Here is a 24,487-nt window from a genome sequence, read left to right on the forward strand (position 1 = left end):
GCGTTATTCAATCTGCTTGCCTACCTCATATTCACGCAACTTGTTGGCAATGGTTGTATGTGAAACGCCCAGTCTTTTACCCAGTTGTCGACTGCTGGGATATTGCGCATACAGTTGTTCCAGCACCGACTTCTCGAATCGCCCGATAATGGCGTCAAGTCCGCCATCCAGCGAAACATCGGTCAATGTCTGTCGCACGCCATAATCAGGTAGCCGAATATGTTCGGCCTGTACCTGAGCGCCGTCGCACAATGAAACAGCCTGAAACAACACATTCTCCAACTGTCGCACATTGCCCGGCCAGTGATACTGACTGAGACGCTTCATGGCGGCAGGTGCAATCCCCGGCAACCCACAGCCGATCTGGCGACTGGCCTGATCGAGAAAGTGCTCGACCAGAGGCGTCAGGCCATCCAGGCATTCGCGCAGCGGCGGAATGTGCAGCGTCAGCACATTGAGCCGGTGGTAAAGGTCCTGTCGGAAAACACCCTGGGCGCAGAGCTCGGACAGATCGACCTGCGTCGAGCACATCACGCGTACGTCGAGGTACATGTCCTCGTCGCTGCCCACCCGGCGAAAGCAGCCATCCTGAATGAAGCGCAGCAACTTGGCCTGCATGCGTGCGCTCAGCTCGCCGACGCCATCGAGAAACAGCGTGCCGCCCGCCGTCAGCTCCAACAGGCCCAGCCGTCCTTCCACGCGCGCGCCTTCGAACGCTCCGGGGTCATAACCGAACAGCTCGGTCTCAGCCATGGATTCGGACAGTCCCGCGCAATTCAGCGCCATCAGCGGCGACTGACCGCGCGGGCTGGACAGGTGGCAGGCGCGAGCCAGCAGCTCCTTGCCGGTTCCAGTCTCACCCTCGATCAGCAACGGCGCATCCAGTGGAGCCATGCGGCGCGCCTCACGCACCACCGCAGCCATGACTTTCGAACTCTGGAAGATGCTGTCAAAGCCGCGCAATTCCTGCTTACGCACGTGATAGATGCGCTCGCCTACCCGGTCGGCCCGGTGCAGCGTCAACACTGCGCCGGCCATCGCCTCGCTGTCGTCATGCTCCGACTGCAACGGCGCGATATCGGCCAGAAACACATCGCCACGCACCTTGATGCGCAGGCCGTTGATCCGCGACTTGTTGGCACGCACCAGCGCGGGGAGATCGAAATCCTCAGCGTAACGTGACAGCGCAATGCCCGGCACCTCATCGACCCGCACACCGAGCAACTGGGCTGCCGCCCGATTGGCGGCCACGATGGCACCGGCCATGTCGATGGACAGCACCGGGAACTCCAGCGCGCCCAGCAAGGCGTTCAGCTCCATGTGCCGCCGTTCGCTGGGCATCAATCCGACGCGCTTGACGCCGAACACCCCGGCGATTGCCTCGAACCGGGGACGCAAGGCCTGGAACTGCAGGTTGATCAGGTTTGGACAGTGCAGGTAGATGGCATCGCCATGCTCACCGCCCACCTCACCCCTGGCCACGTTGACCCCGTAGGCGACCAGCAGGTCAAGAATGTCTCGAAGAATACCGATGCGATTCTGGCAATGGACCTTGATACGCATGGATGCTTGTTCCTCAGGGCGTTTTTTGTTGTAGCGCGAAGTTTACCGTCAAGAATACGTGACAGCCCAGCACAATGACGGACCAGGAGAACCACGATTCATCTACTCGACAAAGCATCCGTAAAGTTTTCGTTACGCAAGAAAGGAAAAATCATTGAGACCGCGCAGCGCAGTCCACTGACGTTGCGCGGGATTTGCGCTATTTCTGGGTCATTGCGCTTTGCATAGAAAACAGCTCATAACAACAACAGCGCTCTTCAGGAGACCAGCATGGCCCAGACGCACTACGTAGCGCGTGAGCCCGACGCAGAGGGCTTCATCGATTACCCGGCCGCCGAACATGCGGTGTGGAACACGCTGATCACCCGCCAGATGAAAGTCATCGAAGGCCGTGCCTGCCAGGAATATCTGGACGGCATCGAGCAGCTTGGCCTGCCCCACGACCGGATTCCGCAACTGGGCGAAATCAACAAGGTGTTGGGTGCGACCACTGGCTGGCAGGTCGAACGCGTGCCTGCGCTGATTCCGTTCCAGACCTTTTTCGAACTGCTGGCCAGCAAGCGCTTCCCTGTCGCGACGTTCATACGCACTGAGGAAGAACTGGATTACCTGCAGGAACCCGACATCTTCCACGAGATTTTCGGTCACTGCCCGCTGCTGACCAATCCCTGGTTCGCCGAATTCACCCACACCTACGGCAAGCTCGGCCTGAGCGCGACCAAGGAACAGCGGGTGTACCTGGCCCGCCTGTACTGGATGACCATCGAGTTCGGGCTGGTGGATACGCCACAGGGACGCAAAATCTACGGCGGCGGCATCCTGTCTTCACCCAGGGAGGCGGTGTACAGCCTGTCGCCGGCGCCTGAGCATCAACCCTTCGATCCGCTTGAAGCGATGCGCACGCCTTATCGCATCGACATCCTGCAACCGGTGTATTTTGTTCTGCCCGACCTCAAGCGCCTGTTCGATCTGGCGCAGGAAGACATCATGGGGCTGGTCGAGCGCGGTATGCAGATGGGTCTGCATGCGCCAAAATTTCCGCCCAAACCTAAACACCACGCGGCCTGAACGCCTGATCGGCAGCCGCGCGTCATAAGGAATCCTGTTCATGACTACACTCAACCAAGCCCACTGCGAAGCCTGCCGTGCCAACGCGCCGCAAGTCAGCGACGCAGAGCTGCCGGAACTGCTCAAGCAGATTCCGGACTGGAACATCGAAGTGCGCGACAGCGTGATGCAGCTGGAAAAAGTTTTCCTGTTCAAGAACTTCAAATTCGCCCTGGCCTTTACCAACGCGGTCGGGGAAATTGCCGAAGCGGAAGGCCATCACCCTGGCCTGTTGACCGAATGGGGCAAAGTGACCGTGACCTGGTGGAGCCACTCGATCAAGGGGCTGCATCGCAATGACTTCATCATGGCCGCCCGCACCAACGAGGTGGCCAAGGACGCAGAGGGACGCAAATAATGCATTTCAGGGACATCCAGCGCGTACCGGGCGATCCGATCCTGGGTCTGATCGAGGCTTACGCCAACGACGCGAACCCCGACAAGTTCGACCTGGGCGTGGGTGTCTACAAGGATTCACAGGGCCAGACGCCGGTACCGCGAGCAGTGAAAGCGGCGGAACAGCGGCTGGTCGACCGGCAGATGACCAAAACATACATCGGCAGTCACGGCGAGCCGCGCTTCGGCACGCTGATCAGCGAACTGGTGCTGGGGATCGATTCGCCGCTCATCGAGGCAAAGCGTGCAGGCGCCACCCAGACGCCGGGCGGTACCGGCGCGTTGCGTCTGGCGGCAGACTTCATCGCTCAATGCCTGCCTGGCAAAGGCATCTGGCTGAGCGACCCGACCTGGCCTCTGCATGAGACTATCTTTGACAAGGCTGGCCTGAAGGTTGGCCATTACCCCTACGTCGGCAGCGACAACCGGCTGAACGTAGATGGCATGCTCGACGCGCTGCGTCAGGCTCCTCAGGGCGATGTGGTGTTACTGCATGCCTGCTGCCATAACCCGACCGGCTTTGACCTGTCTCACGATGACTGGCGTGCAGTGCTGGAGATCGTACAGATCCGCAAGCTTTTGCCGTTGATCGACTTTGCTTATCAGGGGTTCGGCGACGGACTGGAAGACGATGCCTGGGCGGTTCGCCTGTTCGCCGAAACGCTGCCGGAATTGCTGGTCACCAGTTCATGCTCGAAGAACTTCGGGCTGTACCGCGAGCGAACCGGCGCGCTGATCGTCTGCGCCGACGATGCGCAAAAGCTGATGGATGTGCGCAGTCAACTGGCAAGTATCGCGCGTAATCTTTGGTCGAACCCACCGGATCATGGCGCGGCGGTGGTGGCCGAAATTTTGGGTGATCCCGAACTGAAAAGCTTGTGGGCCGACGAGGTTGAAGAAATGCGCCAGCGCGTGGCGCAACTGCGCAGCGGACTGGTCGAGGCCCTGACGCCGTTGGGGCTGGCTGAGCGTTTTGCTCACATCGCACAGCAACGCGGGATGTTTTCCTACACCGGTATCACCCGCGAGCAGGTCACCCGGCTGCGTGAAGAGCAAAGCGTGTACATGGTCAATGATGGACGAGCCAACATGGCCGGTATCGATGCCAGCCGCCTGGACCAGCTGGCGCAGGCGATTGCGGCGGTTTGCAAAGGATAAGGGGCAATGCTGGGTGCGTCCTTGCTTCTGACACAACGGTTTCGGACAGCAAACACCTCTCATCCTTTATCGCCCCCTGAGAGACTGCATTGCGCCAGAACGGTGTCGGCCCAGCGGCACAGATTGCAATGAGCCACCTCATAGAGGCTTATTGCCAGCCAATCCGCCCAAGACAGTAAAATCCCTTTTTTGTTTCGCCACTCAGCCCATCAGTTGAAAAAAAACTCGGGATTGTCATTTTCAGTGGGGTATCCTGCGCAGGCTTTTTTAAAGCACGGTTCTATCTGCAACCCCTTGCGAGGAGCGATGACGATGCATGAAATCCCTAACTTCCCACCAGGCCAACAGGAACCAAAGCAGTCGACCCTGGCTCAACAGGAGCTTGGTCAACCTGCCGCAATGAAAGCTGCACCCTCGGCTCAAGACAGCCAGAAAGCCCGAAGCAAAGACTGAAGGCGTTTGTTTTCAGGCGTATCGAAAAACGGTTCTGCCGAGTTTCAATACGCCTGGAAAACCGGTAGAGGCAAACGGACACACCGATGAGCGAATTCACTGAAACCCAGGCCAGCGCACTGATCGGCACCGCCGAAAAGATGATCGAGATATGGTCGCGCCTGAGCCCGGAAAAGCAGCAAACTCTGCTGGCCCGCTTCGGCACTCAGGAAAATGCCCTGGCAGCACTGGTCACTACGCACCTCGTTGCGCCTTCCGGCTCCTGATCCTCCAATCTGCTCCCCAGTCTAAAAGCATCCCCCTGCCCTGCAGATTTATTGCAATCTGTTACCAGCATCGTCCGATGCGCCGTATGATGTTCATATCGAGAGCTTGCTAAGGGTTTTTCCCGCACGCTTTTCCATCGCACCGCTTTAACGCCACACGTCCACTTCATGATCAGAATGAAACCTCTCTCCATGCCCGAGACAACGACTGCTGCACCGCAAACCCCGATGGCCATAACGCTGACGGTGGTGTCCATCGTCATGTTCACCTTCATCGGCTATCTGAACATCGGCATCCCGTTGGCCGTTTTGCCGGGTTATGTCCACAGCGATCTGGGTTTTGGCGCAGTGATAGCCGGTCTTGTCATCAGCGTGCAGTACCTCGCCACCGTGATCAGTCGCCCTTGGGCGAGCCGAATCATCGACAACCTGGGCAGCAAGAAAGCCGTGCAGATAGGCTTGGCCGGGTGCGGTGTGAGCGGCGTGTTCATGCTGGTGCCCGTCTGGCTGCAAGCGTGGCCGATGGCAAGTCTGGTGGTGCTGCTGATCGGTCGGGTGATTCTGGGCAGCGCGGAAAGTCTGGTGGGTTCCGGCTCTATTGGCTGGGGCATTGGCCGGGTCGGCGCACAGAACACGGCCAAGGTGATTTCCTGGAACGGCATCGCCAGCTATGGCGCGCTGGCCATCGGTGCGCCATTGGGTGTCTGGATGGTGAAAGAATTGGGCCTGTGGACGGTTGGCGTCAGCATCATGCTGTTGTGTGCCACCGGGTTGCTGCTGACCTGGAAAAAACCGGGGGCGCCCATCGTACACGGCGAGCGCCTGCCGTTCATGCATGTGCTGGGGCGCGTCTTTCCTCACGGCATGGGCCTGGCGCTGGGCGGTATCGGCTTCGGCACCATCGCGACCTTCATCACCCTGTATTACGCCAGCAATCACTGGCCAAACGCCGCTCTGTGCCTGACCCTCTTCGGGGCCAGCTTCATCACGGCACGTTTGCTATTCGGCAATCTGATCAATCGGCTGGGCGGCTTTCGCGTGGCGATTGCATGCCTGTCGGTTGAAACGCTGGGCCTGTTGCTCCTGTGGATGGCCCCCACGCCCGGCCTGGCGCTGGCCGGTGCGGCACTGACGGGTTTCGGCTTTTCGCTGGTGTTTCCGGCGCTGGGCGTGGAGGCGGTCAATCTGGTTCCGGCGTCCAGCCGTGGCGCGGCAGTGGGTGCCTATTCGCTGTTCATCGATCTGTCGCTGGGCATCACCGGGCCGCTGGCCGGGGCAATTGCAGCCGGTTTCGGCTTTGTCTCGATCTTCCTGTTCGCCGCGCTCGCATCGCTGAGCGGGCTGGGCCTGAGCATTTATCTGTACCGTCAGGCGCAGGCCCTGAGGCAGCAACAGGCAGATTGATTGCGCTTCAGTTCAATCGGCCCTGACCTTCTTCTTGCCCAGCAGGTGCGAGAACACGGCCTGCAAGTCATCCGAACTCGCGTCTTCGTCCAGGTTGAGCTTGCTGTCGATGTGATCCATGTGGTGCATCATCAACTCAACCGCCAGCGCCGCATCCCGTGCCTCGATCGCGTCAATCAACCGGTTGTGCTCATCGTAGGAACAGTGCGTGCGGTTGCCGGTTTCGTACTGCGCAATGATCAACGATGTCTGGGAAACCAGACTGCGCTGGAAGCTGATCAGCGGCGCATTTCGAGCCGCAACGGCCAATTGCAGGTGAAACTCGCCAGACAGGCGAATGCCTGCTCCTCGATCCCCACGGGCAAAACTGTCGCGCTCATCGCTCACCATCTGACGCAACAGGGTGAGTTGCGTGGCCGTGGCATGCTCGACAGCCAGCTCGGTGATGGCCTTCTCCACCATGCGCCGGGCAAAAAATACCTGACGAGCTTCCTCGACACTGGGACTGGCGACCACCGCCCCCCGATTGGGGCGCAGCAGCACGACGCCTTCATGTCCGAGACGCGACAGTGCACGGCGAATGATGGTGCGGCTCACACCGAATATGTCGCCCAGCGCCTCTTCACTCAGCCGGGTGCCTGGCGCCAGACGCTGTTCGAGGATGGCGTCGAAGATATGCGCATAGACGATGTCGTCCTGAGTCGGGCTATTGCCAGCGCTGGCAGGTCGCGTCGGTTTCTTGAGAGGCAGGGACTGATCGTTCATGGGCACTCGGGCGCGGATGGATGACGGCGTCGCAACGCGCGCATTGTACACAGGGCAAAACCGGAAAGGCTTGCCCACGTCCGACGACCTGAGCCGCGCACAGAAAAAAGCCCGCAGTGTGCGCGGGCAAGCGAGTATCAGCTGCCCCGGTACGTCGAGTAGCTGTAGGGCGAGATTAACAGCGGCACATGAAAGTGCGCCTGACCTGCGTCAATACCGAAGCGCAACACCACCACATCGAGAAAGGCCGGCTCGTGCAGCACCACGCCTCGCGCCCGGTAGTAATCGCCCGCGTGGAAATGCAGTTGGTAGACGCCGGATCGATACTCATCATCTTGCAACAGCGGCGCGTCGCAGCGTCCATCGCTGTTGGTGACGGCGCTGGCGACCTTGAGCATCTGCTCGCCTTCAACGCGGTACAGCTCGATGACAATGGCGGCACCCGGACAGCCATGCGCGGCATCCAGAACGTGTGTGGTCAATTTTCCCAAGGCGCAGCTCCTTGCCGAGATGATTGCGACGAAACCGCACCAACAGAGTGCTCGTCGTGGCGCAGTTGTCAGCGATTAAGACACTTTTCAAAAATCCTGTACATGCTCGGGCCGAAACCATCAGGCCTTGCATGCCCTGATCCGGCCGGATTGCACCGATTTCAGTGAAGCGAAGGAAATCAATCAGGTTTTTCCGATTAAGCTGACCAGTCAGGCAGGTTTCTTGCTTGTACTGATCCTGCAGAGGCTTCGTACAGTTGTCATCGCGCTTGATGACAGAGAGCGAGGTTACAATTTCAAAAATAAATTGTATACAATCCTCGCACTGCGGACGCCCTGCCTCTACCGCACCCGACCTGATTTCACGCCTATCGCCTATAAGGAAGCCAGCAGTGAGCGCCGAATACCCACGCGACCTGATCGGATATGGAAACAACCCGCCTCACCCTCGCTGGCCGGGCAACGCACGTATCGCGCTGTCATTCGTGCTGAACTATGAGGAAGGCGGCGAGCGCAATATCCTGCATGGCGACAAGGAATCCGAAGCGTTTCTCTCCGAAATGGTCGCTGCGCAACCGCTGCAGGGCCAACGCAACATGAGCATGGAATCGCTCTATGAATACGGCAGCCGCGCAGGCGTGTGGCGCATTCTCAAACTGTTCAAGCAGTTCGATATCCCGTTGACGATCTTTGCCGTGGCGATGGCCGCGCAACGTCATCCGGACGTGATCCGCGCCATGGTCGCCGACGGTCATGAGATCTGCAGCCACGGCTATCGCTGGATCGATTACCAGAACATGGACGAAGCCCAGGAGCGCGAACACATGCGCCAGGCAATCCGCATCCTTGCCGACATCAGCGGCGAACGTCCGCTGGGCTGGTACACCGGGCGCACTGGTCCAAATACGCGTCGGCTGGTGATGGAGGAAGGAGGCTTTCTCTACGACTGCGACACCTACGACGACGACCTGCCCTACTGGGAACCGAACAACCCGACCGGCAAGCCGCATCTGGTGATCCCTTACACGCTGGACACCAACGACATGCGCTTTACCCAAGTGCAGGGTTTCAACAACGGTGAGCAGTTCTTCCAATACCTCAAGGACGCGTTCGACGTGCTATATGCCGAAGGTGAAGAAGCACCGAAAATGCTTTCCATCGGCCTGCACTGCCGACTGATCGGACGGCCTGCCCGCCTTGCCGCACTCAAACGGTTCATCGAATACGTCAAAGGCCATGAGCAGGTGTGGTTCACGCGCCGCGTCGACATCGCGCGTCACTGGCATGCCGAGCATCCGTTCAACGCCGAGGCGGCACAATGACCGACTTCTCGAATGTTGCCCCGTCGAAAATGGGTCGCGACGCATTCATCGCCACCTTCGGCGATATCTACGAACACTCTCCCTGGGTCGCGCAGCAGGCCTACGAACACGGGACACTGGCGGCACTGGACCAAATCGAAACCCTGCATGAGCGCATGAGCGACATCCTGCTCAGCGCCACGCGGGCGCAACAACTGGCACTGATCAACGCTCACCCGGACCTGGCCGGCAAGGCCGCCGTCAAGGGCGAATTGACCCAGGCCAGCAGCAATGAACAGGCAGGCGCAGGCATCCACCTATGCACGCCGGAAGAGTTTCAGCGCTTCACCGAGTTGAATGAGGCTTACAAGGCCCGCTTCGGCTTTCCGTTCATCATGGCGGTCAAGGGCAGCGACAGGCACAAGATACTGGCGGCGTTCGAACAACGTCTCCATCACTCGCCGGAGGCCGAGTTCGCTTGCGCCCTGGCCGAGATCAACAAAATCGCACTGTTCCGTTTGCAGGCGCTTCAAGCGCCTCGCTCATCCAACGTTTAAAAGGCAGACAAGAAGCATGAAAGTTTACGCCGCACCGTTCGAGAAGTTCGTGAACCTGGCTGATGCGCGTCTGGGCACGAAGGTTCTGTCCGTGACCGACGACTGGTTCGCCGACGCCAACCGCCTGTTCCAGCCGACGCCTGCGGTCTGGAAGGAAGGCGTGTTCGACGACAACGGTAAATGGATGGACGGCTGGGAATCGCGCCGCAAACGCTTCGAAGGTTACGACAGCGCGGTGATTCGCCTGGGCGTGGCTGGCACCATCAAGGGCGTGGACATCGATACCTCGTTCTTCACCGGCAACTTCCCGCCATCCGCCTCGCTGGAAGCCTGCTTTCTGGCTTCGGGCGAGCCGGACGAAAATACTGCATGGACCGAAGTGCTGCCGTCCGTGGAGCTGAAAGGCAACAGCCATCACTATCACGAAATCAGCCACGATCAGCCGTTCAGCCATTTACGCTTCAACATCTACCCGGACGGCGGCGTGGCGCGCCTACGGGTGCATGGCGTGCCGCATCGCGACTGGACCACAGTCGGTGATGGTGAGCAGATCGACCTGGTGGCGGCGCTCAATGGCGGTCGTTCCATTGCCTGTTCGGACGAACACTACGGCAGCATGAGCAACATTCTCAATCCGGGCCGTGGCGTGAACATGGGTGACGGCTGGGAAACCGCCCGCCGCCGCACGCCTGGCAATGACTGGGTCATCGTGGCGCTGGGGCATCCGGGCGAAGTCGAGAAAGTCATCGTCGACACGCTGCACTTCAAGGGCAACTACCCGGACAGCTGCTCGATCCAGGGCGCGTTCGTGAAAGGCGGCACCGACAGTCAGATCGAAACCCAAAGCCTGTTCTGGCGCGAACTGCTGCCCAGTCAAAAACTGACCATGCACGCCGAACACGAGTTCGCCGAACAGATCAAGGCCATCGGGCCGATCACGCACATCCGCCTGAACGTGTTCCCGGACGGAGGCGTCAGCCGGCTGCGGGTGTTGGGGAAAGTGTCGCGGTAAGCTTCAGTGTTGATCGTGCCCATGCTTCGCGTGGGCATTCAGCCCGTGACGTTCTTCGTCATACTCTGGAGCGGACGCAGAGCGTCCTGAGCAGCGTTACCATGCAACGCGTGGCAACGATCATGGAATTCAAAACAGAAGAACCCGCATGCGCAAACTGATAATCGAGCCGTTGACCAAGGACGCCTTTGCGCCGTTCGGTGATGTGATCGAAACCGATGGCAGCGATCACTTCATGATCAACAACGGTTCGACCATGCGCTTTCATCGTCTGGCAGAGGTGGAAACCGCTCAGCCGGACGACAAGGCGATCATCAGCATCTTTCGCGCCGAGGCGCTGCCGATGCCGTTGACCATCACCATGCTGGAGCGTCATCCGCAGGGCAGTCAGGCGTTCATACCGCTGCTCGGCAACCCTTTTCTGATCGTGGTCGCGCCCCTTGGCGATGCACCTGATTCAGAGCTGACCCGTGCCTTCGTGTCCAACGGCAGGCAGGGTATCAATTACCATCGCGGCGTCTGGCACCATCCGGTGCTGACGATCGAAAAGCGGGATGATTTCCTGGTGGTTGATCGCAGTGGAACCGGCAATAACTGCGATGAGCATTACTTTGCAGAGCACCAGTTGCTGGTGCTCGATCCCGACTCCCAGGAAGGGCCTGAGCACCCGTGAAGTGGTGACAGGTATTTAGGTAAGCACCGTGGCGGCACATCTGATGGAATGGCTGAATCTGGGCGTACGCTGGATTCACATGATTGTGGGCGTCGCCTGGATCGGCGCATCGTTCTACTTCGTCTGGCTGGAAAACAACCTCAATCGCAAGAACCCCCGTGACGGGCTTTCGGGTGATCTCTGGGCCATCCATGGGGGTGGCATCTATCATCTGGAGAAATACAAGCTCGCCCCGCCGACCATGCCGGAGAACCTGCATTGGTTCAAATGGGAAGCCTATTCAACCTGGCTGTCGGGCGTAGCCCTGTTGTGCGTGGTGTTCTATGCCAACCCGACGTTGTACCTGCTGGCACCGGGCAGCAGCCTGTCGGGCGCAGAAGGCGTGCACATCGGACTGGGTTCACTGTTCGTCGGCTGGTTCATCTACAGTTTTCTGTGCGACTCGGCGCTGGGCAAGCGCCCTGCTCTGCTGGGCCTGATCCTTTTCATGCTGCTGGTCGCAGCGGCCTACGGGTTCAGCCAAGTGTTCAGCGGTCGCGGCGCGTACCTGCACGTCGGGGCGATCATGGGCACCATCATGGTCGGCAACGTGTTCCGCATCATCATGCCGGCACAGCGCGCGCTGGTCGCGGCCATCGCCGAGAACCGCACGCCGGACCCGAGCCTGCCGGCCAAGGGACTGCTGCGTTCACGGCACAACAACTACTTTACCCTGCCAGTGCTGTTCATCATGATCAGCAATCACTTTCCGAGCACCTACGGCAGTGAATACAACTGGCTGATTCTGGCGGGCATCGCTCTGCTGGCGGTATTGGTGCGGCATTACTTCAATACCCGGCATGACAGCCATCGCTTCGCCTGGACACTGCCGGTCGCCGCCCTGGGCATGCTTTGCCTGGCGTACGTCACCGGACCTGCGCAACCGCCGCAGGCAACAAAAATCGTCTACCAACCGTTGCCCGGCACGGCCGTGGGCGGGCATCGCGCCGATGAGAAGCCGCCGGAACCGGTCGCTGCACCAGCCCAGCCGGAACCCTCCAAGACAGCCGGTGCAGGCTTCAATCAGGTCCACGACGTGATCCGGCAACGCTGCACTGTCTGCCACTCGGCCAGCCCCACCAGCCAGTTGTTCAGCGTCGCTCCTGCCGGTGTGATGTTCGATACGCCGCAGCAGATCCAGCAGCAGGCGCAGCGAATCAAGGCCCAGGCCGTCAACTCACCGATCATGCCATTGGGCAACATCACTCAGATGACCCAACAGGAGCGCGAGCTGGTTGGCGCCTGGATCGATAAAGGCGCGAAGCTGGACTGAGTCACTCGGGCGGCCCGCTGCACAACGGCCGCCCCGTTTTTGCCCCAGCCGCCCTGCGCTGGAGCACTTGAGGCGGATGACGCGAGCCAGTATCCTCCGCCGCCGCTGCAAAAACAGGCCGATACCTGCCTTTTTAGTCGAATCCGATTGCCCACCCCGCCAACAGGCCGGGCATTGCGGTGCCTGGAACTCCAGAAAACAACCAAAACCGACATCAATATGGCGGTTTTCGTATTACGTCAGCTTTTTTTTCGGCGATTGGCGCAGCTCTTGCTAACTAGTGGAAGTTGACCAAACAGACAAATTATTACACCCCTGGACAAGGTGCCATTCAGAGCACCGGTCTGCTCGATCATGATCTTACTCAAGGGATACACCGAATGAATCGCACACTTTCCAGCGTGTTACTGGCCAGCAGTCTGCTGGCCGCAGCACCCGCCATGGCCGGGGATATCTTCCAGTGGCAGAGCAACAGCCTGACCTATCTGAATGGACGGGACTTCACCGTCAACCCTGAAATACAGCAGACCTTCACCTTCGAACATGCGGACAGCTGGAAGTACGGCGACAACTTTCTATTCGTCGACAAGATCTTCTACAACGGCAAGAAAGATGCGAACGCGGGCGACAACACGTACTACGGTGAAATCTCTCCGCGCCTGTCGATGGGAAAGATATTCGGACAGAAATTCGAGTTCGGCCCCATAACCGATGTGCTGCTGGCCGCCACTTACGAGTTCGGTGAAGGCGACAACGAGTCCTACCTGATCGGTCCTGCGTTCGACCTGAAGATACCGGGCTTCGATTACTTCCAGCTCAACTTCTATCAGCGCCACACCGACGGCAATCGTCCGGGCGATGGCGTATGGCAGATCACACCGGTGTGGTCGTACACCATTCCGGTAGGCAAATCGGATGTATTGATCGACGGCTTCATGGACTGGGTCGTCGACAACGACGAGACATCACGCGGCACTTACCACTCCAACCTGCACTTCAACCCGCAGATCAAATACGACCTGGGCAAGGCGCTCAACTACCCGGAGCGGCAGTTGTACGTCGGTATCGAGTATGACTACTGGACCAACAAATACGGGATCGAGGATACCGGTTCGTTCGACACCGACCAGAACACTGCGAGCCTGCTGGTAAAAGTGTTTTTCTGATAACACGTCGGAACGCGGAGTGTCCCGAGCGGCATTCCCACGTGGAGCATGGGAACGATCAATACACCGATCGTGCCCACGCTCTGCGCCCCTTTGCCACTCCACGCCCGCTCGGTGCTACGCCCGCGCAGCCTTCCACGCCTTGCCGGCGAAGGTGACGATCACCACCAATACCGCACCGGCGATAATGCCCGCGACGGCATCGATCAGCGTCGGGATGATCACTGACAGGCCTCCCACCGCACCCGCAGCGCTTGCCGTTATGCCTTCGACCCAGTGATGGGCGAATGGCAGGCCGTGGACCAGAATCCCGCCACCGACCATGAACATGGCCGCCGTGCCGAGGATCGACAGCAGCTTCATCAATACCGGAGCGAGCCACAGCAGGCCAGCGCCGAGTTTCTGTGCGAACGAGCTGGCGCTCTTCTTGAGGTACAGACCCAGATCATCCAGCTTCACAATACCGGCCACCAGACCGTAGACACCCACCGTGATCAGCACCGCCACGATGACCAGCACACCGACCTGATCCATGAACGGCCGCGCCGCTACCACGCCCAGAGCCAGTACAATGATTTCCGCCGAAAGAATGAAGTCAGTACGGATCGCGCCTTTGATACGCTCCTTCTCGAACGCCACCATGTCCACCGACGCATCGGTGGTGGCCTGTTTGCGCTGTTCGTGTTCATCGGCGCCTTCCTTGTGCAGCCATTTATGGGCGATCTTTTCGAAACCTTCGAAACACAGAAACGCACCGCCAATCATCAACAACGGCAGGATCGCCCATGGGGCGAAGGCGCTGATCAGCAGCGCAGCAGGCACCAGAATCGCCTTGTTGAGCAGAGAGCCCTTGGCAACGGCCCAGACCACCGGCAATTCTCGGTCGGCCGACACGCCTGTGACCTGCTGCGCATTGAGCGCCAGATCATCACCCAGCACGCCTGCAGTTTTCTTCGTGGCCAACGCCACGTCATCCAGCAGGGTGGCAATATCGTCAAGCAGGGTAAGCAAGCTTCCAGCAGCCAAAATCAAAATCCTTGAGCAAGTAGAAAAACAAAACGGCGCGTATTGAATCACAGGCTACAGTCAGTCACATCACTCTGACTCGCAGCGTGCGGGAACGTTTGGTCGCACGCACTCAAGTCTGATGCCTTACAGCAATTATTTCCAATACCTCACCATACCCGTACTGTTCTGATTGCCGCTCTTGAACAGGGAGCGATCATGAACAGCATTTTCTGGCCCAAACGACAACAACATATTATCCGGGCCGTTCGGCTCGAGAAGCCTGAGAAGTTTTCCCCGGCGCTGACCGGCGCATTGAACCAGCTTGTGCGGCAGGCCAATCTGATTCGTGAGCTGGAGCGCGCAGGCGAGAAGGATTCGATGCTGGTGCAGACCATTCTGGTGACGATTGCCAACCAGTTGGCGACGGCATCAGGGCAACTGGAAGACGAAGCGTCCCGTGATGCGATGGGCCTGATCGCCGAAGGGTTGATGGGTTCCGTCTGGATCAAGGACACCGGTGCTCAACTGGCGGGGCTCGATGAGCAGGAACTGGTGAGCTACGTCGGCCCCTTGTCGACCTGGCTGGGAAAATCCCGGGAGACCGGCTTTTCGGCATTCTTCGGCACGCCGAACTTCAGGCTTCAGGCCGTATCGGATATCGTCGATCATTACCTCGACGCCAGCGTGGCGAGGCTCTCCCGGCAGCTCGGTGCCGAACTTCAACAGTTGCCTGCGTGCTCGTACAAGATCATCGACCTGATCGCCATCGGCGGCGAGGCTGATACGTTCCCCAAACATTTCGCCTACTTCATGCCTGAAGATCAGGGCATCAAGTATTCACCCGTCAAACGCACCATTGTTTTCGCCAACACCTACCTGAATCTTTACCAGCAGATTTCGCGGGAGCAGAAAAGCATCTTTGGCTGGACCGATGATGACCTCCCCGCCGATCAGGACATCGAGCGCTACCTGATGAGCTGGTTCCGGGGCCACGATCTGGGGCACTCCATCGTCTTGCCTGCCACCGACTACCGTCGCCTGAGCCGTCGTGACCGCTGGGGCTCGATGGTCGCTCAGGAAGCAGTGGCTGATGTGTTCGGCTTCCTGCTCGCCCTTTCTCCCGATGTCGCCGACTGCCTTGAACTGGAATCTGACAGAATGGTGCGGTTCTATGTTCTGGAGCTGTTCCGCTACCTGCGGCGCGGCCCCGAACAGTTTCCGGACTCCGGTGCCGCCTACGCGCAGCTTAAAATGCTCGAAGACGCAGGCGTGCTTTCAGTGATTGCGCCAGGCAGCATCCGCATCGATTGTGCAGCCTTTCCGGCCGCCATGATGCGCATCGCCAGAACACTGCTTGATGCCGTAATGTCCGACAACCTGGAAACCTTCGAGCGTTTTCTGCGAACCTATGGCGTGCACCACGCCAAAAACACGGATGTATTGTTCGGACTGTCGCTGTGCGAAACATCCCTTTTCTATGAACAGTCCTTGCTGGAGAGCGAGTAAGTGGAGTTTTACAACGGTTTTTTACTGAGTCTGTCGCTGTGCCTGGAAATCGGCCTGGCCAACATGGCCATGATCACCCTGTCGATGCAGCGCGGCTTCAGGCAAGGTGTCTGGCTGGGCTTCGGGACCTGTATCGGCGACATGGTCTACGCGATTCTCGCCCTGGCGGGCATGGCGGTGTTGCTGCAGTACGAGGCGGTACGCTGGGCACTGTGGCTGGGCGGTTCGGCGGTGCTGGCCTACCTGTGTGTCAAGATGGTCGCCAGCGCCGTACGGGTAAAAACCGGGGTCAGCGGCTCGGAAACGCAGTGGGGGCGCACCAACTTCGCGCTGTTTTCCAAAGGTATCGTGCTGGCGATGTCGTCGCCCAGCGCGATCCTGTGGTTCGCCGCCGTCGGTGGCGCAATCATCGCCAAACAGGGCGTCGACATGAACAGTTCGATTCTGTTCCTCTCGGGTTTTTTCAGCGCCGGGGTCTTCTGGACGCTGGTGCTGTGCGGCCTCGCCTACCATGGCGGGCAACTGCTGGGCGAGAAGATGCTGAGATGGACGTATATAGCATCGGCGCTGATCTTCGCCTATTTCACGTTATACGTGGTGGTTTCCGGCTACATGGAGTTTGTCAGCCCTCAGCCCGTCTTTGAGCATTGAGGCGTAACGCATCGGTGAAATACCCATCACCTTGCGAAACGAATTGCACATGTGGCCCTGGTCGTAGAAGTACAACTCGGTAGCGACCCGGGCCGCTGCATCCCCCCGACGCAGCCGTTTGCGCACCTCGATCAGCCTGAGCTGTTTCAGGAACTGCATCGGCGCCAATGACTTGGTCATCTTGAAGCTGCGCACCAGGTGGAACTTCGAGATGCCCGCCATGGCGCTGATATCCTGAAGATCAATGTCTTCGTACAGATTATCCTGCATGAATTCCACGACCCTGGCAGCCATGTCGGGCTCCGCAATCACCGGGCCCTCGCCGCGAAATCTGGAAAGCTCGGCCAGCAATTCGTAGGGCGCTTCTTCGCGTCGCGATGCATCATTGGCCGCATGCAACGTGACAATGGCGTTGAACAGCGCATCGTCCTTGAGCGCGCCTTCATCGAACAGCGGCCCCTGCACCTCGCCGAACACCGACGCGACGTGCGCTGCATCGAGGTGGACGCTGATGAAGCGTGCGCCTGTCGAGTCGAACAGGGAGGACTGCACCGTCATGGGGTTGTAGAGCGTGACCTGCCCAGGCTGTACGTCCTGGGATCGACCGTCATACCAGATCCGTTCGCTGCCGGAGAGGTTGGCGCTGATCACATACTCTTCGTGGGTATGGCGGGGAAACTCGGCGTTGTGGGCCGACACCAGCGAGCATTCTGCAAAGGGTTGTTTCGATAAGGCTTCGATGATCGGCGTCATGTTGTCATTCCTTGAATGGCACGCGATGTCCTGTCCCTGCGCAAGCAGGCGAGATTATCAGCGGCCCCCTGATCAGGCAATGCGCTCGCGTGCCCGTCGTCGGGCTATGTGCAGCGCGAGCCTCAGAGCGGAATGTGAGTGGTCGACAGCACCTGACGCAAGCCCATGAACGAACGGATCTGCCGCACGCCCGGCAAATACAGCAACTGTTCGGCATGCAAACGGTTGAAGCTCTGGCTGTCTCTGGTGCGCAGCAGCATGAAGTAGTCGAACTCGCCGGTGACCACGTGAAATTCCATGCACCCGGATACCTTCTGCGCCGCCGCTTCGAACTGCGCGAAAGAATCCGGCGTCGAGCGGTCCAGCACCACGCCGATCAGCACCACCATGCCGGCCTCCAGCACTTCACCGTTCAACAGCGCCACCACGCCCTTGATAACGCCGCTTTCCTTCAGTCGCTCCACGCGCCTGAGACAGGCCGGCGGGCTGAGTTTGACCTTTTCCGCCAGCGCGACATTGGAGATGGACGCATCACGTTGCAGTGTCTTGAGAATGGTGCGGTCAATCCGGTCCAGCGGCGGCGTCCTGTCTGGCGCGGGCCTTTTGCCGTGTTCATTTATTGCTTTCATATTCATTTCCACGAAATAAATAAACGTTTCATTGCGCTGACACTAACGATAATTCACTAATTGAACAATTCTTTGCAACCACGATTATCCAGCTATTTCCTATGATAGGACCTGTCTCAGGCACAGCGTCAACGCCTCATGCCTGGCCTCACCTCTCAACGGAGACTCGATATGAACCTGAGCAAGTTCAAGCGCTACCCTCTGACATTCGGCCCCTCGCCCATCACGCCGCTCAAACGCCTGAGCGAGCACCTGGGTGGCAAGGTCGAGCTGTACGCCAAGCGAGAGGACTGCAACAGCGGGCTGGCCTTTGGCGGCAACAAGACGCGCAAGCTGGAATACCTCGTACCTGAAGCCATCGAGGGCGGCTACGACACGCTGGTGTCGATTGGTGGCATCCAGTCCAACCAGACCCGCCAGGTCGCAGCGGTGGCGGCGCATCTGGGCATGAAATGCGTGCTGGTCCAGGAAAACTGGGTCAACTATTCCGACGCGCTGTACGACCGGGTCGGCAATATCGAGATGTCCCGCATCATGGGCGCCGATGTGCGTCTGGATTCGGCAGGTTTCGACATCGGGATTCGTCCGAGCTGGGAAAAGGCGATGGCCGATGTGGTCGAGAGCGGCGGCAAGCCCTTCCCCATTCCGGCAGGCTGCTCGGAACACCCATACGGCGGGCTCGGTTTCGTACGCTTTGCCGATGAAGTGCGTCAGCAGGAAGAAGAACTGGGCTTCAAGTTCGACTATATCGTGGTCTGCTCGGTCACTGGCAGCACCCACGCCGGTATGCTGGTGGGCTTTGCCGCCGACGGACGCTCGCAGCGGGTCATCGGTATCGACGCCTCGGCCAAGCCGGACAAGACCCGCGAACAAGTGCTGCGTATCGCCCAAAACACCGCGAAGCTCGTCGAACTGGGCCGCGAGATCACCGCCGACGACGTCGTGCTCGACACCCGATACGCCTACCCGGAATACGGCCTCCCCAACGACGGTACCCTCGAAGCCATCCGCCTGTGCGCGCGCCTTGAAGGCGTGCTGACTGACCCGGTCTACGAAGGCAAATCCATGCACGGCATGATCGACATGGTCCGCAACGGCGAATTCCCGGAAGGCTCGAAGGTCCTCTACGCCCACCTGGGCGGCGTTCCGGCCCTTAACGCCTACAGCTTTCTGTTCAAGGATGGCTGAGGGCTGATTGCAAGCCTTTGTGACGTTACCGACAGCCCGCGAGTATCGCGGGCTTTCCCATTCGATACGCTTATGTCAAAGCGTCCAGGACTTGAAGCACCTGGTCTTTGCTGACAGTAACTTTCCCTCCTGACCCGATCCGCAACATCGATTTCCAAAATTCGACCAACCAGTGAACGCTCGACGCACTTGTACGCTCTAACCGCGCAAGCTCCGCCTATTTACCAGAGCGTCAAAGTCGATGGATAACCTCCACTCTTCTCAATCAAACAACACGGGCGAACTGTGCTTTCCCGAAGAGGGCGCAGAGATCGGGGCGCTTCTGCAAACGGCGGTGATGAATCAGTCGCCTCTGGGGCATCCTTCCCAATGGTCCGGTTGCCTGAAGAGTCTGATCGCCACCGCCCTTCCCGTGCATGCACAGATCGTTCTGTTCTGGGGCCCGCAGTTCATTGCGTTGTACAACGATGCCTATGCGCCGAGCATTGGCGACAAACACCCTCGCGCGCTGGGCCGTCCGGCCGTCGAGAACTGGGGTGAGTTGTGGGACGATCTGGAGCCGCTGCTGCGCGGCGTGCGTGAAACAGGAAAGACGTTCTCGGCCAAGGACCGTCCGTTCTACATAAAGCGCTTCGGTGCCCGGGAAACCGTTTATTTCAATGTGTCCTACTCCGCTGTTCGCGAGACTGACGGTTCGATTGGCGGCGTGTTGTGTATCGTCACGGAAACCACAGAGCGTGTGCAATTCGAACGGCGTCAGGCGTTCCTGATCGAGCTGGGCCGGACGCTGCCCTCCACCTCCGATCCGTGCGCCATAGAGCGCCACGTGCTGAGCCGTCTGAGGGAAGAATTGGCGCTTCAGCACATTGCACTTATCGGGATTGACGATGACGGTGCTCACCTGAAGACACTGTCGGCAGACCCGAATGATTCATCGTCCGCGATCCCGCACTTGCCCGAATGGACGGACAGCATGTCAGCGGACCTGCGCGCCAACCGCGCTGTGCTGCATGAAATCGCAGCGAGTCCGATCATCCCGGCCAATACGAGGATGGCCCGCTACACCGTCACCAGGCCACCCTGCACCGTCTACGTGCCGGTGGTCCTGCATGGCAAGCTGGAAGCGGTGCTGACCATTCAGCCGTCGATCACGAGCACCTTTGGCGATCATGAGCTGCACCTTGCCCAGGAAGCCGCAAAGCAGGCCTGGTTATGGATCAATCAGGCGCGGGCCGAACGCGCACTGCGCGACCTGAATGAAAGCCTTGAACAGCGCGTCGTGACCATGCTCGCCCAGCGCGAAAAAGCCCTCGCCCAGTTGCACGAGTCACGCAAGATGGAGATGGTCGGCCAGCTCAGCGGCGGCGTCGCGCACGACTTCAACAACCTGCTGACACCGATCATGGCGTCACTGGAACTGGTTCGCCGTCGCGTGGAAGACCCGCGTTCCACGAAGCTGCTCGACAGCGCCATGCTGGCCGCCGATCGTGCCCGCACACTGGTGGGCAGGCTGCTGACCTTCGCACGGCGCCAGACGCTCGTCCCGGAAGCGATCAGGCTTGATGGTCTGGTGGCAGAACTGAAAGACCTGATCGAGCGCTCGCTGGGGCCGATGATCGTCATCGAAGTCGATATTCCCGACAGTCTGCCGGCAGTGTTCGTCGATCCGCACCAGCTGGAACTGGCGATCCTCAACCTGACGGTCAACGCGCGTGACGCGCTGGACGACGGGGGACATGTGAAGATCAGTGCGCGGTCCGAATCCCTTGAAGCGAAATTCGGCAATCATGTACGGCTGACCGTCAGCGACAACGGCTGCGGCATGAGCGAAGACACCCTCAGGCATTGCGTGGAGCCGTTCTACTCCACCAAAGGTGTGGGCAAAGGCACCGGACTGGGTCTGTCGATGGTTCAGGGACTGGCTTTGCAGTCGGGCGGCGAGTTCGACATTCGCTCCAGACCCGGTCAAGGCACCCAGGTCAGCCTCTGGCTTCCAGTGGCCAGCGGCCCGGTCATGCAGGCGGAATCCAGAGCGCTGGAAACTCCGCAGATCAAGGGTTCGGTTCATGTGCTGCTGGTCGATGACGAAGACCTGGTCAGGGACAGCACCGCTCACCTTTTGCAGGATCTGGGTTATCAGGTCACCGAGGCACCGTCCGCCGCAGTGGCGCTCGATCTGTTTGACGCAGGCCTGAGACCGGACGTGCTGGTCACCGACTACGTCATGGCCGATATCACCGGTGTTCAACTGGCCCGGCAGTTCCGCCAGCGCATCAACGATCTGCCCATTCTCATCATCACCGGCTACACCAATGCCAAACCGGTGCCGACGGATGATTTCGAGATTCTGGCCAAGCCGTTCCGCCGTCAGGACATTGCTTCGCGTCTGGCTCAACTTGTCCAGAGCGGTGCTTGAGCAAATGCCTGGCCAGAGCCGAACGCTAGAGCCGGAATGACTGCCGCATGGCATTGCCCAGAAGGTCCACCGCTTCATCCATCCGCGAAACCGGTGATCTCAGAAACACCACGTCATGCTCGGCAATGTCGGGCAGCCCTTCCAGTATCTGCATGCCTTCGGTGACGCGGGAACGGTCGATCAGACTGATCCCCAGCCCTGCTTCCACGCAAGCTTTCACTGCCTGATTCGAAGGGCTTTCCAGCACGATACGCACCTTGCGGCCACACTCGGCGAGCGATTCGATCATCGCTTGCCGATACGGACATTGCGCCGCATGCACGGCCAGTGGAAGCACGTCAGACATCTGCAGAGACTGCCCTTGTGGCCCGACCCACACCGGCCGGGTCGACACCAACCTCTTTGCATCGTCGCCCGCCTCGCCCCTCGGCAACGCCACCACTGCCGCCTGAAGCTTGCCGCGCTGCACCTGCTCGCGCAGGGTATAGCTGGGTGCGGTTTTCAATTCCAGCACCACATTGGGCCAGGCTGCGGTAAAGGTCGGCAGAATGTCGCGGATCACATGGGTGGCATATTCATCCGGGACACCCAGGGTGATACGTCCGGCCAGTCGGGTCCCATGCAGGTCGGCCAGCACTCGGTCGTGAGTCGCGAGAAGCTCGGTGGTGGATAACAACAGCCGTTTGCCCAGCGCGGTGAGAGAAACAGACTGGTTGTCGCGATTGAGCAAGCGACCGCCAGCAACGGCCTCAAGCCGCTGGACGTGTACGCTCACCGCGGCCGGGCTTTTATGCAGCTGCTCAGCCGCAGCCGAGAATTTGCCGATCCGGGCAACCGCATGAAAGGTTCTGATCAGTTCGATATCGAGCGTCGGCGTCATGATTCAATCTTTGTGAACAACTGATGTGGTTTATTTTGATTTATTAGACTACTCCCGTTTCGTAGCCTGTGGGCATGAACCAGCACTTATCGATAAAACACAGCGAGACCCTTCGACCCGGCCTTCGGCGATCCATTCCGTTACCGCTGCTCGAAGCAGGACTGATCCTGACCTGGAGTTCCGGATTCATCGGCGCCCGTTTCTCGATTGATTACGCACCGCCCTTGTTGGTGGTGTTCTGGCGCTGCGTGCTGGTCTGTCTGATTCTTTTGCCCTTCGTGTTCCGGCAGTTGCAGCGGACCTCCCCTGCCGTGTTGCTGAAAAACGCAGGCATTGGTCTTTTGGCCATGACCGGCTATCTGGCGGGCATCACACAGGGCATCGCGCTGGGCGTTCCGGCCGGGCTCGCAGCGCTGTTCGCCGACCTGCTGCCCATCGGGATGGCGCTGCTGGCGGCGCTGTTTCTGGGCCAGCGACTGGCCTGGCGCGTCTGGACAGGTCTGGTCATCGGTCTGTCAGGCGTCGTCATCGCAACACAAGGCGCGCTGGCCTGGGGCAAAGCGCCGCTATGGGCTTATGGCCTGCCGTTGCTGGGCATGCTCTCGCTGGCCGTGGCGACGCTCTGGCGCAAACGGTTGACCCCATCGCAAACCATGGGGCTGCTGCCCAATCTTTGGCTGCAATGTTGCGTGTCCGGCATCGTGTTCGCGGTTGTCGAAGGGGTTCAAGGCGGACTGGCACCGATACCCGGCACAGGGTTTGCGCTGAGCGTGGCATGGACTGCCGGCTTGTCCACCCTGGGTGGCTATGGGCTTTACTGGGTGTGCCTGCGCCGCGCTTCCGAAACGCGCGTGGCCAGCGTGTTGTACCTCAGCCCGCCAGTGACCATGCTGCTGGCCTGGATAATGTTCGACGAGCCGCTGTCCTGGCAGATGGTGTCAGGCATGGTCGTGTCGGGAATCGGTATCTGGGTGGTGATCAGGACGGAGCGGCGCAAGGCTGAAGCGGCCAGGTAGATAGGCCGCCCTTTGTCTCTGACACTGCGCGGTATCAAAGCGAACACCGGACTCTGGGTGGGCTTGCGACCTCGCCGCAAGCCCATTTTCCAGACGTCAGATACGGAACCGCGCCACCATGTTCTGCAGATCACTGCCGAGACGCGCCAGCTCAACAGTCGAGGCGGCGCTCTGTTCGGTCGCTGCTGCCGACTGATCGGCGATGTCGCGCACGCTGAGCACGCTGCGGTTGATCTCTTCGGTCACGGCGCTCTGCTGCTCGGCGGAGGCGGAAATCTGCTGGCTCATCTGTTCGATGGTGCCGATTGACTGGTTGATTTCCACCAACGCCTGCTCGGCCTGACGCGCCAGCACCACAGTGCCTTCGGTGCGTTGCAGGCTGGCGTCCATCAGGCCCGAGGCTGCGCTGGTGCCCTGCTGCAATGCCTGAATCAGCGCTTCGATTTCGGTGGTGGAATTCTGGGTGCGCTGCGCCAGCGAACGCACTTCATCGGCCACGACAGCAAAACCGCGACCCTGCTCGCCTGCGCGTGCTGCTTCGATGGCGGCGTTGAGCGCAAGCAGGTTGGTCTGTTCGGCAACCGCCTTGATCACGTCGATCACGCTGCCGATCTTGCCGCTGTCTTCGGTCAGGCGTTGCATGGCCTGGCCCAGTTCCTTGACCTCCCCCGCCAACTGACCGATTTCCCGTGTCGCGTGCTGCACCACGCTGCTGCCGTGGGCCGCACGTTCGCTAGCCTGTTTCGCAGCCTTCGAGGCGTCTTCGGTGTTGCGGGCAACTTCCTGAACAGTCGACGCCATCTCGTTCATGGCCGT

Annotated in this window: 24 protein-coding genes; 16 read left to right on the forward strand and 8 right to left on the reverse strand. The window is 59.6% G+C overall.

Annotated elements, in window-relative coordinates:
• Positions 1 to 3 precede the first annotated feature (3 nt).
• Positions 4 to 1,563 carry a sigma-54-dependent transcriptional regulator gene (locus tag KDX39_RS03455; protein ID WP_099228291.1) on the reverse strand — a complete coding sequence of 520 codons (1,560 nt, stop codon included), beginning with the start codon at positions 1,561 to 1,563 and terminating at the stop codon, positions 4 to 6.
• Between the two features lie 270 nt (positions 1,564 to 1,833).
• Here KDX39_RS03455 and phhA point away from each other — a divergent pair, with 270 nt between their 5' ends.
• The 5 genes from phhA (at position 1,834) to KDX39_RS03480 (ending at position 6,347) form a co-directional block, all read left to right on the forward strand.
• Positions 1,834 to 2,631 carry a phenylalanine 4-monooxygenase gene (gene phhA / locus KDX39_RS03460; protein ID WP_231659398.1) on the forward strand — a complete coding sequence of 266 codons (798 nt, stop codon included), beginning with the start codon at positions 1,834 to 1,836 and terminating at the stop codon, positions 2,629 to 2,631.
• A gap of 40 nt (positions 2,632 to 2,671) precedes the next feature.
• The gene (locus KDX39_RS03465) at positions 2,672 to 3,028 is read left to right on the forward strand and encodes a 4a-hydroxytetrahydrobiopterin dehydratase (RefSeq protein ID WP_231659399.1); all 357 of its coding nucleotides are present in this window, start codon (positions 2,672 to 2,674) and stop codon (positions 3,026 to 3,028) included.
• The gene (locus tag KDX39_RS03470) at positions 3,028 to 4,224 is read left to right on the forward strand and encodes an amino acid aminotransferase (RefSeq protein ID WP_231659400.1); all 1,197 of its coding nucleotides are present in this window, start codon (positions 3,028 to 3,030) and stop codon (positions 4,222 to 4,224) included. The genes KDX39_RS03465 and KDX39_RS03470 overlap by 1 nt, the downstream gene beginning before the upstream one ends.
• A 539-nt stretch (positions 4,225 to 4,763) precedes the next feature.
• Positions 4,764 to 4,943, forward strand: coding sequence for a hypothetical protein (locus tag KDX39_RS03475; RefSeq protein WP_231659401.1), 180 nt, complete (start codon positions 4,764 to 4,766; stop codon positions 4,941 to 4,943).
• A gap of 192 nt (positions 4,944 to 5,135) precedes the next feature.
• The gene (locus tag KDX39_RS03480) at positions 5,136 to 6,347 is read left to right on the forward strand and encodes an MFS transporter (protein WP_231659402.1); all 1,212 of its coding nucleotides are present in this window, start codon (positions 5,136 to 5,138) and stop codon (positions 6,345 to 6,347) included.
• A 12-nt stretch (positions 6,348 to 6,359) separates the two neighbouring features.
• Here KDX39_RS03480 and KDX39_RS03485 read toward each other — a convergent pair whose 3' ends face one another.
• Both KDX39_RS03485 and uraH read right to left on the reverse strand, forming a co-directional pair.
• Positions 6,360 to 7,112 (reverse strand): GntR family transcriptional regulator, encoded by a 753-nt coding sequence (locus KDX39_RS03485; RefSeq protein WP_231659403.1) that lies wholly within the window; start codon positions 7,110 to 7,112, stop codon positions 6,360 to 6,362.
• Between the two features lie 137 nt (positions 7,113 to 7,249).
• Entirely contained in the window at positions 7,250 to 7,603 is a 354-nt protein-coding gene (gene uraH, locus KDX39_RS03490; RefSeq protein WP_210040853.1) for a hydroxyisourate hydrolase, read from the reverse strand.
• A gap of 392 nt (positions 7,604 to 7,995) precedes the next feature.
• Between uraH and puuE the strand changes: the two genes are divergently transcribed.
• The 6 genes from puuE to KDX39_RS03520 all read left to right on the forward strand — a co-directional run bounded on the left by puuE (position 7,996) and on the right by KDX39_RS03520 (position 13,624).
• Positions 7,996 to 8,925, forward strand: a complete 930-nt coding sequence (puuE, locus tag KDX39_RS03495) for an allantoinase PuuE (RefSeq protein WP_231659404.1) — start codon at positions 7,996 to 7,998, stop codon at positions 8,923 to 8,925.
• Positions 8,922 to 9,461 carry a 2-oxo-4-hydroxy-4-carboxy-5-ureidoimidazoline decarboxylase gene (gene uraD, locus KDX39_RS03500; protein WP_231659405.1) on the forward strand — a complete coding sequence of 180 codons (540 nt, stop codon included), beginning with the start codon at positions 8,922 to 8,924 and terminating at the stop codon, positions 9,459 to 9,461. The genes puuE and uraD overlap by 4 nt, the downstream gene beginning before the upstream one ends.
• 16 nt (positions 9,462 to 9,477) lie before the next feature.
• Positions 9,478 to 10,473 carry an allantoicase gene (gene alc, locus KDX39_RS03505; protein ID WP_184319619.1) on the forward strand — a complete coding sequence of 332 codons (996 nt, stop codon included), beginning with the start codon at positions 9,478 to 9,480 and terminating at the stop codon, positions 10,471 to 10,473.
• Between the two features lie 148 nt (positions 10,474 to 10,621).
• Positions 10,622 to 11,146 (forward strand): ureidoglycolate lyase, encoded by a 525-nt coding sequence (locus KDX39_RS03510; protein ID WP_099228279.1) that lies wholly within the window; start codon positions 10,622 to 10,624, stop codon positions 11,144 to 11,146.
• A gap of 28 nt (positions 11,147 to 11,174) precedes the next feature.
• A complete protein-coding gene (locus KDX39_RS03515; RefSeq protein ID WP_099228278.1) occupies positions 11,175 to 12,458 on the forward strand; it encodes a urate hydroxylase PuuD in 1,284 nt (427 codons plus the stop codon).
• A 380-nt stretch (positions 12,459 to 12,838) separates the two neighbouring features.
• Positions 12,839 to 13,624: an outer membrane protein OmpK gene (locus KDX39_RS03520; RefSeq protein ID WP_099228277.1), complete on the forward strand. Its 786-nt coding sequence runs from the start codon at positions 12,839 to 12,841 to the stop codon at positions 13,622 to 13,624.
• Positions 13,625 to 13,741: 117 nt separating this feature from the next.
• Here KDX39_RS03520 and KDX39_RS03525 read toward each other — a convergent pair whose 3' ends face one another.
• Positions 13,742 to 14,650 (reverse strand): DUF808 domain-containing protein, encoded by a 909-nt coding sequence (locus KDX39_RS03525; RefSeq protein ID WP_210040847.1) that lies wholly within the window; start codon positions 14,648 to 14,650, stop codon positions 13,742 to 13,744.
• Positions 14,651 to 14,848: 198 nt separating this feature from the next.
• Between KDX39_RS03525 and KDX39_RS03530 the strand changes: the two genes are divergently transcribed.
• On the forward strand, positions 14,849 to 16,138 hold the full coding sequence (locus KDX39_RS03530; RefSeq protein ID WP_231659406.1) for a hypothetical protein: 1,290 nt from the start codon (positions 14,849 to 14,851) through the stop codon (positions 16,136 to 16,138).
• Entirely contained in the window at positions 16,139 to 16,789 is a 651-nt protein-coding gene (locus KDX39_RS03535; protein ID WP_099228274.1) for a LysE family translocator, read from the forward strand.
• On the opposite strand, the gene KDX39_RS03540 is transcribed toward KDX39_RS03535, so the two are convergent.
• Together KDX39_RS03540 and KDX39_RS03545 are read right to left on the reverse strand one after the other, a co-directional pair.
• Positions 16,727 to 17,542 carry an AraC family transcriptional regulator gene (locus tag KDX39_RS03540; protein WP_231659407.1) on the reverse strand — a complete coding sequence of 272 codons (816 nt, stop codon included), beginning with the start codon at positions 17,540 to 17,542 and terminating at the stop codon, positions 16,727 to 16,729. The two genes, KDX39_RS03535 and KDX39_RS03540, sit on opposite strands and share 63 nt — an antisense overlap.
• A 122-nt stretch (positions 17,543 to 17,664) precedes the next feature.
• A complete protein-coding gene (locus tag KDX39_RS03545) occupies positions 17,665 to 18,171 on the reverse strand; it encodes an Lrp/AsnC family transcriptional regulator (RefSeq protein WP_231659408.1) in 507 nt (168 codons plus the stop codon).
• Positions 18,172 to 18,342: 171 nt separating this feature from the next.
• On the opposite strand from KDX39_RS03545, the gene KDX39_RS03550 reads away from it, so the two are divergent.
• On the forward strand, positions 18,343 to 19,359 hold the full coding sequence (locus tag KDX39_RS03550) for a 1-aminocyclopropane-1-carboxylate deaminase (RefSeq protein ID WP_184319605.1): 1,017 nt from the start codon (positions 18,343 to 18,345) through the stop codon (positions 19,357 to 19,359).
• Between the two features lie 241 nt (positions 19,360 to 19,600).
• Positions 19,601 to 21,775, forward strand: coding sequence for an ATP-binding protein (locus KDX39_RS03555; protein ID WP_231659409.1), 2,175 nt, complete (start codon positions 19,601 to 19,603; stop codon positions 21,773 to 21,775).
• Between the two features lie 25 nt (positions 21,776 to 21,800).
• Here the strand turns inward: KDX39_RS03555 and KDX39_RS03560 are convergent, their stop codons facing one another.
• Positions 21,801 to 22,655: a LysR family transcriptional regulator gene (locus KDX39_RS03560; protein ID WP_231659410.1), complete on the reverse strand. Its 855-nt coding sequence runs from the start codon at positions 22,653 to 22,655 to the stop codon at positions 21,801 to 21,803.
• 74 nt (positions 22,656 to 22,729) lie between these two features.
• On the opposite strand from KDX39_RS03560, the gene KDX39_RS03565 reads away from it, so the two are divergent.
• Entirely contained in the window at positions 22,730 to 23,671 is a 942-nt protein-coding gene (locus KDX39_RS03565) for a DMT family transporter (RefSeq protein ID WP_231659411.1), read from the forward strand.
• Between the two features lie 96 nt (positions 23,672 to 23,767).
• On the opposite strand, the gene KDX39_RS26510 is transcribed toward KDX39_RS03565, so the two are convergent.
• Positions 23,768 to 24,481 (reverse strand): methyl-accepting chemotaxis protein, encoded by a 714-nt coding sequence (locus tag KDX39_RS26510; protein WP_442964524.1) that lies wholly within the window; start codon positions 24,479 to 24,481, stop codon positions 23,768 to 23,770.
• Positions 24,482 to 24,487 lie beyond the last annotated feature (6 nt).

Source organism: Pseudomonas sp. CDFA 610, assembly GCF_021147865.1.
GTDB lineage: Bacteria > Pseudomonadota > Gammaproteobacteria > Pseudomonadales > Pseudomonadaceae > Aquipseudomonas > Aquipseudomonas alliivorans.